Raw genomic sequence first — 11,924 nt, 5'->3', positions numbered from 1 at the left:
CTCACCCTTTTTGCTAAAAACCTTTTACGCGCTGCCGCGCTTTTCGTCATAAGAGTTCCGCTCTCTTTACGCCTCCTTCCACAAAGACACAAAACAAAGATGTCTTTTTGTGTTTTTAACAAACCCCGGAGGGTAAGGCGAGCGTAGCATAAGAGAGGCGGAGCGTAAACGGGCCGGGGTGGCAGGAGCGAAGCGACTTCAGGGGCCCGTTTACGGGGTGGGGGAGGCGGCTAGCAAGCGAGCCCTTACCCTCGAACCGCGTGGCAGCGCGGAAAAGGATTTTCTGCGTTAGCGCGAAGGAATAAATCAGCATAAAGGGTAAATGGAAAGTAAAAAAAAGGGCGGCCTGCTGCAGGCCGCCCTTTTAAGAATGGACAAGGATTATTTTATTTCAAGCCCTTTGTCAGCTCATACCCCCGCTGCAGGGCCTTCTTGTTGAGGTCCACGAACGCGGCGGGCACCCTTGCAAGGACCGCCTGCTCGACCGACTCGTACTTGACAACGCTAGTAAGGCCGGTCATCGCGCCGAGGGAGACGATATTTGCGACTATGATCTTCCCGAGCTCGTCCCTGGCTATCGTGGTGATCGGAAAGCTGTGCACCGTGAAGCCGCCGCTCGGGAGCGTCTTCACGTTGTCCGAGTCCACGATGAGTATGCCGCCGTCCTTGATGTCGTGGTGGTACTTGGTGCATGCCTCCTGGGTCATGGCGAGCATGCAGTCTATTGCGGTCGCCTTCGGGTAGTCTATGGGCCCCTCGGATATTATGACCTCGGCCTTCGAGGCGCCGCCCCTGGACTCGGGGCCGTATGACTGTGACTGGACCGCGTTCTTGTCGCCGTATATGGCGGCGGCCTCGGCCATTATTATGCCTGCCAGTATCATGCCCTGGCCGCCGGAGCCGCTCAACCTTATCTCGTACCTGTCGCTCATTCTCAAGCCTCCAAAGATTGCGGGACTATTTTTTCGACGTAGCCTTCTGCATTATGAGGTTCTCGTATTGCTCGCAGTACTCGGGCCGCTCGACCTTGTGGAGCACACCGCGGAGCACCTTGCCCTTCCTCTGCTCGGGCGTAAGCTTCTCTGCCTGCTTGACGTTCACGGTGCCGTCCTTCTCGATCTCCTCCATCATGTGGGTCGCGCTCTTGTACTTGTTGGCCCTGCCGAAATAGGTCGGGCAGGCGTCGATGACGTCTATGACCGAGGTGCCCTTGTGGACCAGCGCGTCGTGTATAGTCTTTTCGAGCTCTATCGTATGGTAGGCCGTGCCCCTGGCGACGAAGGTCGCGCCCGACGCCCTGGCCATCTCGCACGCGTCGAACGGAGGCTCGATGTTGCCGTAGCGGCTGGTCGTGGCGATGGCATCGAGGGGCGTCGTCGGCGAATACTGCCCGCCCGTCATGCCGTAGGTCGAGTTGGTCATGACAAGCACCGTCATGTCTATATTGCGCCTGCAGGCGTGTATGAAATGGTTCCCGCCTATCGCGAGGGCGTCCCCGTCGCCGGTTATGACTATCACCTTCATCTCCGGCTTCGCGAGCTTTACGCCGGTAGCGAAGGCCATCGCCCTCCCGTGGAGCGTATGGAGGGTATTGAAGTCCACGTAGCCCGGTGTCCTCGACGAGCAGCCGATCCCCGAGACCATGCAGATGTTGTCCTTTTCGAGCCCGGCCCTGTCTATGGCCCTTAGCATTGCCTTCAGCACTATCCCGTGGCCGCAGCCCGGGCACCAGATGTGCGGGAGCTTATTGGGCCTGAGATATTTATTATAATCGAAGGGGACGCTTACCTTTTCCTTCTTTTCCGCTATAGTTGACATTCTATTGCCTCCAGGCTCGTTGTGGGCCACCGGCCCTGCCCTTTCGGGGTTACAGGAATCTCCTCACGGCGTGCATTATCTGCGCCGGGGTAATGGGCTCTCCATCCACCCTGGTTATGCCCTCCACCTCGCAGTTCCCCTTGGCGCACCTCTCGACCTCGTGCACCATCTGGCCGAGGTTCATCTCCGGGACGATTATGGCGTTCACCCTCTTGGAGAGCGCTGCCACTGCCGCGTCCGGGAAGGGCCATATGGTGAGCGGGCGGAGAAGCCCCACCTTGAGCCCCGATTTCCTGAGCTCGTTTACGGCGAACCGGGCCGAGCGGGCGGTCGAGCCGATGGTGAAGATGGCGACCTCCGCGTCGTCGAGCGCCGTCTCCTCGTTCTTCCAGATGCGCTCCTTGTTCGTCTCTATCTTTTCGATGATGCGCCTGTTGTTCCGGTCTATCACCTTGGAATCGTTCGTGGGGAAGCCGTCCTGCTTGTGGTTCAAGCCCGTCACGTGGAACCTGTACCCCGACCCGAACGGCGCAAGCGGCGCCACGAGATGACGGTCGTCGTAGGGGAAGTATTCCTCGGGCTTGCACGTGACCTTTTCCCTGTCCACTACCTCGAGCTCGCCCGGCTCGGGTATGGTGATGGGCTCCCTCATGTGCCCGACTATCTCGTCATAGAGGACCATCACGGGCGTCCTGTACTGCTCGGCCAGGTTGAAGGCCCGGACCGTCTCGGTGAGTATCTCGGGGACCGACGACGGGGTCACCGCTATCACGGGGTGGTCGCCGTGGGTGCCCCACTTTGCGGCCATTATGTCGGACTGGGACGGGCCGGTGGGATAGCCCGTGGCCGGGCCGCCCCTCATGACGTCCACGATGACGAGCGGCACCTCGGCGATGCAGGCATAACCGATGCACTCCTGCTTGAGCGAAAGGCCCGGGCCCGAGGTCGCGGTCATGGATTTCAAGCCCGCAAGCGAGCCGCCTATGGCCGCGGCGATCCCGCCTATCTCGTCTTCCATCTGTATGAACTTGCCCCCGACCCTCGGGAGCCTCACGGACATGCCCTCCGCGACCTCGGTCGAGGGGGTTATGGGATAGCCGGCGTAGAACTTGCAGCCGGCGTATATGGCGCCCTCGACGCACGCCTCGTTGCCCTGGAGGAGCCTCTTCTTTTTCTGAGCCATTTTATTCAAACCCCCTGAAAGGCCGCCGCCGGCATCGCCGGGGCGGGCGCGGTTCGTTAATCGAAGACCTGTATGGCGAAATCCGGACACCTCAAGTCGCAGAGCTGGCACCTTGTGCAGGCCTCCAGGTTTTTCACGGCCACTACAGGCCCCTTGAGCTCCAGCACGTCCGTCGGACAGAAGTCCACGCAGATGCTGCACCCCTTGCAGAACTTCTCGTTTATCTCGATCCTTGGCAGTTTCTTGGCCGCCTGAGTCATGGCACCTCCGCTTCTCTTTCGACCCTGCTTTTGCAAGGGGATTAATCCGGAACCCCTGAAAGGAAGCCCCTTTTATCACAAGCCCCCATCCAAGTCAACCATAATACAGTTGATATTATCACACTTTCTGCAGCACTTCCAACATCGACCTGCCTATCTCCGCGGTGCTCCGGGTTATCCTTATCCCGGCGCGCTCCATCGCCTCGAACTTCTCCTCCGCGGTGCCCTTGCCGCCGGAGATTATGGCCCCGGCGTGCCCCATCCTCTTCCCCTTGGGCGCGGTCGCCCCGGCTATATAGCCGACGACGGGCTTCTTGACGTTCTTCCGTATGAACTCGGCTGCCTCCTCCTCGGCGGTCCCGCCTATCTCGCCTATCATGACGATGGCGTTCGTGCCGGGGTCCTTCTCGAATAGCTCGAGGACGTCGATGAAGTTCGTGCCGTTCACAGGGTCGCCGCCGATGCCCACGCAGGTAGACTGCCCCAGGCCGAGCCTCGTCAGCTGGTCAACGGCCTCGTATGTGAGCGTGCCGCTCCTTGAGACCACCCCCACGCTCCCGGCCTTGTGTATGTGGCCGGGCATGATGCCTATCTTGCACTCGCCCGGGGTTATGACGCCGGGGCAGTTGGGGCCCACGAGCCTCGAGGCCTTCCCCTGCATGAACCTTCTCACCTTCACCATGTCGAGGACCGGTATGCCCTCGGTTATGCAGACGACGAGGCCTATTCCCGCGTCCACCGCCTCCATTATCGCATCGGCCGCGAAGCCAGCGGGCACGTAGATGACCGAGGCGTTCGCCCCGGTCTTCCTCACGGCCTCGTGAACGGTGTCGAATACGGGGATGCCGTCCACGTCCGTGCCGCCCTTGCCGGGGGTCACCCCTCCAACCATTTTGGTGCCGTAGGCGACCATCTGCCGGGTATGGAAGGTGCCCTGCTCGCCGGTTATGCCCTGGCAGATCACCTTTGTGTCCTTGTTAACGAGTATGCTCATGGAAACGCTCCTTGTGTTCTGTCTCTTTAAGAAGCCTTGGCTGCCGCCACGGCCTTTTCCGCTGCCTCGTCCATGTTCTCTGCCGTTATGATATTGAGGCCCGACCCTGCAAGGAGTTTCCTCCCCTGCTCGACGTTCGTGCCCTGGAGCCTCACGACGAGCGGCACCTTGAGGCCCACTTCCTTTGCGGCGGCCATGATGCCCTCGGCGATAATGTCGCACCTCATGATGCCGCCGAAAATGTTCACTAGCACGCCCTTGACGTTCGGGTCCGAGGTTATGAGCTTGAAGGCCGCGGTGACCTGGTCCTTGTTGGCCCCGCCGCCCACGTCCAGGAAGTTCGCGGGGCTGCCGCCCGAGAGCTTTATCATGTCCATAGTGGCCATGGCAAGGCCGGCGCCGTTCACCATGCAGCCGATGTTGCCGTCGAGCGTGACATAATTGAGGTTGAACCTCGACGCGGCGACCTCCTTGGGGTCTTCCTCGTCCAGGTCCCTCATGCCCTCTATGTCCTTGTGCCTGAATAGCGCGTTGTCGTCAAAGGACATCTTGGCGTCGAGCGCCATTATGTCGCCGTCTTTCGTTATTACGAGCGGGTTTATTTCCGCCATAGAGCAGTCCGAGGCGACGAAGGCGTTATAGAGCCCTGTCATGAACTTCACGGCCTTCCCGGCAAGGGCCTTGTCTATGCCCAGGCCGAAAGCCAATTTCCTCCCCTGGAAGGGGATAAGCCCGACTGCCGGATCCACAAGCTCCTTCAATATCTTCTCAGGCGTCTTCTCTGCGACCTCTTCTATCTCCACCCCGCCCTCTGTGGAGGCCATGATGACGACCTTCTGTGTGGACCTGTCCACGACGAGGCCCAGGTAGAGCTCCCTCGCTATCTGGCAGCCTTCCTCGACGTATACCTTTTTCACTTCCTTGCCCGCCGGGCCGGTCTGGTGGGTCACGAGGACCTTCCCGAGGAGCTCTTCGGCTATCTTGGCCGCTTCCTCCTTGGACTTTGCGAGCTTGACGCCGCCGGCCTTCCCCCTGCCACCGGCGTGTATCTGGGCCTTCACGACGCATACGCCCTTTTCGGCGATGAACTCGCGGGCGGCCTCCTCGGCCTCGGCCGGCGTGAAGGCTATCTTCCCCTTCGGCACGGCCACGCCATATCTGGCGAGTATCTGCTTTGCCTGGTACTCGTGAATGTTCATCTAAGCCGACCTCCAGAGATTTCTCGTTCGTTTTCTGTTTGGCTCATCACGCCGTCCGCCCTTTCATTTTAGAGGCGGCAGCGTCTATACCCGGGGTGTTTATACCAAAAAAAACTCAAGCGGGCAAGGCTTGCCCGCTTGATACGGGCCGGTTTTGACCGGCCTCAGCCATACCTTACAAATTACCTATCCTATCTGCCTGGCCCTCACATGGTCGGGCGCGTAGTTCGGGAGTATGAGCGGGCTCTGTATCCCGTTGTCTATGCCCGCCTTGTCGATTTCCTTATTGAACTTCTCGACGTGCCCGAGCGAGAGCTTGCCCGCGGCCTTTGAGGACTTGATATGCTCTATTGCCTGTAGTCCGGCCCTCCTGCCGAAGACCAGCACGTCGAGGAGCGAGTTCCCCATGAGGCGGTTCCTGCCGTGCACGCCGCCGGCGACCTCCCCGGCGCTGAAAAGGCCCTTTACGCTCGTCTCCGCCCACTCGTTTATCCTTATCCCGCCGTTCTGGTAATGGAGAGTGGGGTAGATGAGCATCGGCACCTTGCTTATGTCAATGTCGTACCTCTTGAACTGTATGAACTTGGCCGGGAGCTCCTTCCTTACCGTCCCCTCGCCGTGGAGCATGTCTATCATGGGTGAATCCAGCCACACGCCGTGCCTGCCGGTCGGCGTGATTATGCCCTTCCCGATCTCCATGCACTCCCTTATGACGCAGGCGCTCTCCACGTCCCTCGGCTCGAGCGGGAAGCAGAACTGCTCGCCGTCGGTATTGAGGAGCTGCGCTCCCAGGCCCCTGACCTTCTCGGTTATGAGTAGCCCGACGTTCTGCTCCGGGAATATGGCCCCGGTCGGGTGGTACTGGGTGGAATCGAGGTCCTGGAGGGCGACCCCGGCCCTGTATGCCATGACCACCCCGTCGGCCGTCGCGCCGTAGTGGTTTGTCGTTGGGAAGCCCTGTATGTGGAGCCTGCCGAAGCCGCCGGTCGATATGACCACGGCCTTGGCCCTTGCCACGTAATATTCCTTTGTCTCGAGGTTATAGAGGACCGCCCCGGCCGCGTTGCCCTTGTCGTCGAGGATAAGCTCGACCGCGGGGGTGAACTCGAGTATCTTTATCTTCCCGGTCCTGTTCCGGGCCTCGTCCCTCAAGACCCTCATTATCTCGGCCCCGGTCATGTCGCCCGCAGAGTGCATCCTCTTCCTGCAGGTGCCGCCGCCGTGCCTTACCTTCATCCTGCCGTCCGGGTGCTTGTCGAACATCATGCCCAGGCTCTCCAGCCAGTGTATGATGAGCGGCGCGTCGTTCGTGAGGGCCGCGACCAGCTCGGGCTGGTTCGAGAAGTGTCCGCCTCCTATGACGTCGAGGTAATGGAAGTACGGGGAGTCGCCCTCCTGGTCGGCCCCCTGTATGCCGCCCTCGGCCATGACGGTGTTGGAGTCGCCGTGGCGGAGCTTCGTCGACACAAGGACGCTCAGGCCCGCCTCCTCGGCGGCGAGAGCGGCGGCCGTGCCTGCGCCGCCAGCGCCTATGACAAGGAGGTCTGTGTCGAAGTCCACCCTTTTAAGGTCTACTGCCTTGGTATCCAGCCTGCTCTTGGATTCGAGCAGCGTCGAGACCTCTTCCGGGTAAACGGTGCCCTTGTTGGGCCCCACCTCGACAGGCCGCCTTCCGTCGTTTTTATAGTCCGGGTGGTATTTCCTCAGCCACTCCTGCCTCTGCTCCATGGTGAGGGCCGGGAAGTGGTCTCCCTTCCTTGCCTTCTCGACCCTGGCGGGCCTGGTGGCCTCCACCTTCTTTATGAGTTCGTTGAGAGCTGTTGTATATCCGCTCATCTTTCCTCCATAAGGGCCGTCTGAAGCGACCCGTTTGCCTTTCCGGGAAATATCGTTATGCGCGCTCCCGCCCGGGGGCTGCGCAGATCAAAGCTTGCTCGTGTCCTTGGGCATCCACTTGCCGGACTCGGCGAGGTCCGGCTCCCTCTCGCGCTCGACGTAGAGCTTCTTTACGTCTTCCTGCTTCATGCCGGTCAGCTCCTTGAGCGAGCCTTCGTATTTCCCGGCCTTTACCTCCTCGACCCTCTTCGAGAGGTGCCCGGCGCCGGGGAGCATGTACCTGCCGAAGACCCTCCTTACGAACATGGCCGCGTTGAACTGCGATATCTGGGCAGGACAGCGCGAGGCGCATAGGCCGCACATGACGCAGTCGAAGCTCTTGTGCGCCGCGCCCTTCAAGTCGCCCCTCTTCATGAGCGCGATGTAGTCCATGACGTCGATGTCCATGGGGCAGGTCCTGGTGCAGGTGCCGCAGCCCACGCACTTGAAGACCTCGGGGTAGAGGGCACGGAGTTCCTCGTGCGGGTTGCCGCTCACCTTGTCTATTTCATAGCCCGGCCTGTTCGCAGGGAAGAACGGGAGCTGCATTATGACCATGTTCGGCTCGGCCACGGTCTGGCAGGCGAGCCCGGAGCGGAGCCTGTAGTCGCCGAGGAACCTGTAGAAGGTGCCGCAGGCGCCGCATATGCCGCCCCTGCACCCGCATCCCCTTACATACGAGTACCCGGCGTACTCTACCGCCTTCATTATGGTAAGGGTCTCAGGGACCTGGTATTCCCTTCCCATTATGTATATGGGTATCATCTTCGCGTCCTTCGGCGGTATGGTACGGTCGCCGGTAGCTAGGGTCGCGGTCTTTTTGGTATCGTCTGCCATGGCTTATTCTCCGGGCTCCTGCATTAAATTAACTGGATTAAAAATCGTTGTACATCCTCTTTATTTCGGCGGCGGTATAGACCGGGCCTTCCTTGCAGACATAGACGTCGCCCACGTTGCACCTGCCGCATTTGCCGACGCCGCACTTCATCTTGTTCTCTAAGGTAGTGTATACGCTCCCCTCGTCAAAGCCGAGCTTTAGAAGCGAATTCAGCACGAACTTTATCATTATCGGGGGGCCGCAGGTGACGGCCACCGCGTTCTTCGCGGAAGGCGCGGCCTCCTCGAGGACCGTCGGCACGAACCCGACCTTGCCCTTCCATTCCGGGGTCTCTCCGCCGGGGTCCACGGTCTGGACGAGGGTTATGTCGCCTCTCTCGTCCCAGCCCTTAAGCTCATCCTTGTAGACGAGGTCGGCTACCGTCCTGGCCCCGTATACGATTGTTATATTGCCGAAGTCCTGCCTCCGGTCAAGCACGTTCCATATGACCGAGCGCACCGGCGGAAGCCCTATGCCTCCGGCTATGAATACTATGTCCTTCCCTTTCCAGTCGTCGACCGGGAACCAGTTGCCGTAGGGGCCCCTGAAACCCATGGTGTCGCCGACCGATAGCTGGGCAAGGCCGCCGGTAACGCGCCCGGTCCGCCTGAAGGTGCATTGGATATAGCCCTTCCTCGTGGGCGAAGACGCTATGCAGAAGGTCGATTCCCCGAGGCCGAAGGCCGAGTAGAGGCCGAACTGCCCTGTCTTGAACTCGAACGAGTCGCGGAGAGCGGGGTCCTCGAATACGAGCTTGAAGCTCCTGACGTCCGGGGCCTCGTCCCTTATTTCCTCTATTTTCGCAAGATATGGAAGATAAATATTATTCATAAGGCAGTGATTCTCGTCCGTTTCCTGTTTTTTAAATCCTGTCCCTGCCTGCTGATGCGTGAATTAATCCCGCAGTCCTGGCAACGCAGGCAGGTGTTTTATGAGCAAACTCTCCTACTTCGAGAACTCCTCCATCACCTCGGTTATATCCAGCCTCACCGGGCACACCCTTATGCACCTGCCGCAGCCCACGCAACCCTTTGACGAGAACTTCTCGGGGTAGAAGTTGAACTTGCACATGAAGCGGTTCCTCCACCTCTGGGGCTGGTGCTCCCTGGGGTTGTGGCCGCTCGCGTGGAGCGTGAAGGAGTCGTACTGGCAGGAGTCCCAGTTCTTCCTCCGCTCGCCCTCGAAGGCCGTGCCCTCGTCGGTTATGTCGAAGCACCTGCACGTGGGGCATACGAACGTGCAGGCACCGCAGCCGATGCACTTCATCGTGAGCTTTGCCCAGACGGGGTCGTCGTAATGGGCCGTGTCCTTGAGCCTCTCGGAGATCCTCTTCAAGTCTATCGCGGGCAGCTTCTCCGGCATGAAGAGCGGCTTTTCCTTTGCCGCGCCGGAGGTGAAAACCGCGGCGTGGGTATCGAGGAACTTCTTGCCCTTCTCGGTCAATCCGGTCACGGCGTATCCGTTGTCCTCGGTCTCCCTGAGATACACGTCAGAGCCCTCGGTAGACTCCGGAGAGAGATCGACCGTGGTGCAGAAGCAGGCCTCGTCGCCGCTGGTGCAGCCGACGGTTATGACGACCGTCCTGTCTTCCCTCTTGGTGTAGAACTCGTCCACGAAGTCCCATGTAAAGAGCGCCCTCAGGCCCTTCAGGCTCGCGGCTTCGCACGGCCTCGCGCCGAATACGACCGTTTCAGGCGCGTTGACCTCGACGCCCTTAAGCCCCACCGAGTCCTTGCTCATGGAAAACTCGGCTATGACTTCGGTCTGCGGGAAGAGGAACTCCTTGAAGGAGTTCCTTGCGAGGATATAGTCGGTAGCGACCTCCTCGGCGGACTTAACGCTCCTGAATACGACCTGGCGCGCAAGCAGGGTGGGAGCTACGAACCTTCCGCCCTTAGCCCTTACAGAGTCGACTAGCTTTCCGAGGTCTTCCTTTTTAAGAGTCTTGTCAGCCATAGATACCGTTTTCATCCGCCCGACAAGCGGGCAGGGTCATTTAATGAAGTTTTCCTTGTCGTCCGGGCTGAAGACTATCATCGGCGGATGCACTTTTTCGTCATAGCCGGATTTGAAGTCGAACGCGTCCTTCACGACCATTATCATCTTCTGGTTCACCAGGTTCAAGGGGATGTTCACCGGGCACGCCCTCTCGCACTCCCCGCAGAAGGTGCACCTGCCCGTAAGGTGCATGGCCCTTATGAGGTTCCATGAGAGGTTCCCCCTCGGGTGGGCCGAAGTCTCTATCCACTGTGGCATGTTCTTCTCGGTTATGCACCTTTCGCAATAGCAGAGCGAGCATACCTGCCTGCACGCGTAGCATTTTATGCACCTGGAGAACTCTTTCACCCAGAAGGCCCACCTTTCGGATGGGGACTTGGAGTCGAGGTCCCGTATCTTGTCGAAGACCATTCCGGCAGGCTCTTCGGGAGGCGTGAAATCGACCTTCCCGCCCACGACGAAGTCCGAAAGGTGCGGGTTCCTTACGTCGCAGTTATGGCACTTGGTCGGCATTATGTTGGGCTTAAGCTCGCCCTGCCAGAGCTCCTGCTTGTATACGACGCCCTGGCACGCCATGCCGATCACATAAACGTCCTCGCGCTTTATCTGCGCCTCCGAGATAAGGACGGCGATGTTCCTTATGTCGCAGCCCTTGGCGACTATCGCGGGCTTTCCGAGGGCCTGGATGTCCTTGAACTTCCGCGTAAGATAGACCGAAAGATTGTTTACGCAAAGCGGGTTCCAGACGAGCTGGCCGGTATCCGCCGCGTCGGTTATGAATACCGGGGTGGTCCTCGTCTTCGCCCTGTTCCAGCCGTAGCCGATTACGACCTTTACCTCGCCCGAGGCAAGGAGCTCTTTAGCCTTCTGCCTTAATATGTTTTCCATCTGGAGCGCCTTTTCTACGCTTTCATCGAGGGGCTTCGTTCCAGCCCCGCCGTTTTTTATCAGACCCGGCCCCCGCTAATCGAGGGTCACCTTGAACTTGAAGCATTTTACCTGCTTGAGCCCCTCTGCCCCCGCCTTTTTCACGTGCAACTGGACCGAGGCCTTGAGGTTCTCGAAGGCCTCCTCCGAGCTTTCACCCTCGGTTTCCACGTCGAGCTCGGGGCAGTTGGCCCTGTAAGTGCCGTCCTCGCGCTCGATGAGCACAGCGCTTACAGATATCTCTTTTCCCATTCCCCTTTTACCCTCTATCAGGACAGGTTGTTTTTCAACACCCTGCTATTCAAGTTCGTTTTCCTTGAGCCCACTGTACTCCATGAAGGGGCCGAGGGCCTTCACCTCGTCGGTGACCTTGTTTATGAGGTCCACCCACTTGATGGCCTCTGAGGCCGAGACCCACGAGAAATGGAGCCTCCTCATGTCTATTCCCGCGAACTCCATGAGGCTCTTGAACCCTATCCAGCGCCTCCGGGCGTGGTAATTGCCTGTCGTGTAATGGCAGTCGCCGGGATGGCAGCCCGAGACCAGCACGCCGTCGGCCCCGTTCTCGAATGCCTTGAGGATGAAGAGCGGGTCTATCCTCCCTGTGCAGGGGAGCTTTATGATCCTCACGTTCGGCCTGTACTCCATCCTGCTCGTGCCCGCGAGGTCGGCGCCTGCGTAGGTGCACCAGTTGCAGACAAAGGCCATTATCTTCGGCTCGAAAGAGCCTGAAGCAGCCGGTGTTTCGTCTTTATCTAGATGTGCGCTCATCTGAAACCTTCTTAACCTCTTT

13 protein-coding genes are annotated in these 11,924 nt (G+C 59.5%); all 13 read right to left on the bottom strand.

What is annotated here, in order from left to right; genetic code table 11:
* Nucleotides 1–386 precede the first annotated feature (386 nt).
* The 13 genes from QY316_03540 to QY316_03480 all read right to left on the bottom strand — a co-directional run bounded on the left by QY316_03540 (nt 387) and on the right by QY316_03480 (nt 11,902).
* Complete coding sequence (locus QY316_03540) at nt 387–932, bottom strand: 2-oxoacid:acceptor oxidoreductase family protein (GenBank protein WKZ33491.1); 546 nt, start codon at nt 930–932, stop codon at nt 387–389.
* 25 nt (nt 933–957) lie between these two features.
* Nucleotides 958–1,818 (bottom strand): 2-oxoacid:ferredoxin oxidoreductase subunit beta, encoded by an 861-nt coding sequence (locus QY316_03535; protein WKZ33490.1) that lies wholly within the window; start codon nt 1,816–1,818, stop codon nt 958–960.
* Between the two features lie 49 nt (nt 1,819–1,867).
* A complete protein-coding gene (locus QY316_03530; GenBank protein WKZ33489.1) occupies nt 1,868–3,001 on the bottom strand; it encodes a 2-oxoacid:acceptor oxidoreductase subunit alpha in 1,134 nt (377 codons plus the stop codon).
* 56 nt (nt 3,002–3,057) lie between these two features.
* Complete coding sequence (locus tag QY316_03525) at nt 3,058–3,261, bottom strand: 4Fe-4S binding protein (GenBank protein WKZ33488.1); 204 nt, start codon at nt 3,259–3,261, stop codon at nt 3,058–3,060.
* Nucleotides 3,262–3,379: 118 nt separating this feature from the next.
* Entirely contained in the window at nt 3,380–4,255 is an 876-nt protein-coding gene (gene sucD, locus QY316_03520; GenBank protein WKZ33487.1) for a succinate--CoA ligase subunit alpha, read from the bottom strand.
* A 26-nt stretch (nt 4,256–4,281) separates the two neighbouring features.
* Nucleotides 4,282–5,454, bottom strand: a complete 1,173-nt coding sequence (gene sucC / locus QY316_03515; protein ID WKZ33486.1) for an ADP-forming succinate--CoA ligase subunit beta — start codon at nt 5,452–5,454, stop codon at nt 4,282–4,284.
* A gap of 186 nt (nt 5,455–5,640) precedes the next feature.
* Entirely contained in the window at nt 5,641–7,290 is a 1,650-nt protein-coding gene (locus QY316_03510) for an FAD-binding protein (GenBank protein ID WKZ33485.1), read from the bottom strand.
* Nucleotides 7,291–7,377: 87 nt separating this feature from the next.
* Complete coding sequence (locus QY316_03505; protein ID WKZ33484.1) at nt 7,378–8,166, bottom strand: 4Fe-4S dicluster domain-containing protein; 789 nt, start codon at nt 8,164–8,166, stop codon at nt 7,378–7,380.
* Nucleotides 8,167–8,203: 37 nt separating this feature from the next.
* Entirely contained in the window at nt 8,204–9,037 is an 834-nt protein-coding gene (locus tag QY316_03500) for an FAD/NAD(P)-binding protein (GenBank protein ID WKZ33483.1), read from the bottom strand.
* A 114-nt stretch (nt 9,038–9,151) separates the two neighbouring features.
* Nucleotides 9,152–10,162, bottom strand: coding sequence for a 4Fe-4S dicluster domain-containing protein (locus QY316_03495; GenBank protein WKZ33482.1), 1,011 nt, complete (start codon nt 10,160–10,162; stop codon nt 9,152–9,154).
* 36 nt (nt 10,163–10,198) lie between these two features.
* Nucleotides 10,199–11,092 carry a 4Fe-4S dicluster domain-containing protein gene (locus tag QY316_03490; GenBank protein ID WKZ33481.1) on the bottom strand — a complete coding sequence of 298 codons (894 nt, stop codon included), beginning with the start codon at nt 11,090–11,092 and terminating at the stop codon, nt 10,199–10,201.
* A gap of 75 nt (nt 11,093–11,167) precedes the next feature.
* Nucleotides 11,168–11,383 (bottom strand): type II toxin-antitoxin system HicB family antitoxin, encoded by a 216-nt coding sequence (locus QY316_03485; protein ID WKZ33480.1) that lies wholly within the window; start codon nt 11,381–11,383, stop codon nt 11,168–11,170.
* Between the two features lie 45 nt (nt 11,384–11,428).
* Complete coding sequence (locus QY316_03480; protein WKZ33479.1) at nt 11,429–11,902, bottom strand: hydrogenase iron-sulfur subunit; 474 nt, start codon at nt 11,900–11,902, stop codon at nt 11,429–11,431.
* Between the last annotated feature and the right edge of the window lie 22 nt (nt 11,903–11,924).

This window comes from Thermodesulfobacteriota bacterium, from assembly GCA_030583865.1.
Classification (GTDB): Bacteria; Desulfobacterota; GWC2-55-46; order GWC2-55-46; family GWC2-55-46; genus UBA5799.
Note: the sequence above shows the minus strand (reverse complement) of the source record. Positions and strands in the feature narration are given on the sequence as shown.

Coding starts and splice junctions, on each gene's coding strand:
- QY316_03525 (WKZ33488.1), bottom strand. CDS start 3,261: ATGACTCAGGCGGCCAAGAAACTGCCAAGGATCGAGATAAACGAGAAG.
- sucD (WKZ33487.1), bottom strand. CDS start 4,255: ATGAGCATACTCGTTAACAAGGACACAAAGGTGATCTGCCAGGGCATA.
- QY316_03505 (WKZ33484.1), bottom strand. CDS start 8,166: ATGGCAGACGATACCAAAAAGACCGCGACCCTAGCTACCGGCGACCGT.
- QY316_03485 (WKZ33480.1), bottom strand. CDS start 11,383: ATGGGAAAAGAGATATCTGTAAGCGCTGTGCTCATCGAGCGCGAGGAC.
- QY316_03535 (WKZ33490.1), bottom strand. CDS start 1,818: ATGTCAACTATAGCGGAAAAGAAGGAAAAGGTAAGCGTCCCCTTCGAT.
- QY316_03540 (WKZ33491.1), bottom strand. CDS start 932: ATGAGCGACAGGTACGAGATAAGGTTGAGCGGCTCCGGCGGCCAGGGC.
- QY316_03530 (WKZ33489.1), bottom strand. CDS start 3,001: ATGGCTCAGAAAAAGAAGAGGCTCCTCCAGGGCAACGAGGCGTGCGTC.
- QY316_03495 (WKZ33482.1), bottom strand. CDS start 10,162: ATGGCTGACAAGACTCTTAAAAAGGAAGACCTCGGAAAGCTAGTCGAC.
- QY316_03500 (WKZ33483.1), bottom strand. CDS start 9,037: ATGAATAATATTTATCTTCCATATCTTGCGAAAATAGAGGAAATAAGG.
- QY316_03490 (WKZ33481.1), bottom strand. CDS start 11,092: ATGGAAAACATATTAAGGCAGAAGGCTAAAGAGCTCCTTGCCTCGGGC.
- QY316_03510 (WKZ33485.1), bottom strand. CDS start 7,290: ATGAGCGGATATACAACAGCTCTCAACGAACTCATAAAGAAGGTGGAG.
- QY316_03480 (WKZ33479.1), bottom strand. CDS start 11,902: ATGAGCGCACATCTAGATAAAGACGAAACACCGGCTGCTTCAGGCTCT.
- sucC (WKZ33486.1), bottom strand. CDS start 5,454: ATGAACATTCACGAGTACCAGGCAAAGCAGATACTCGCCAGATATGGC.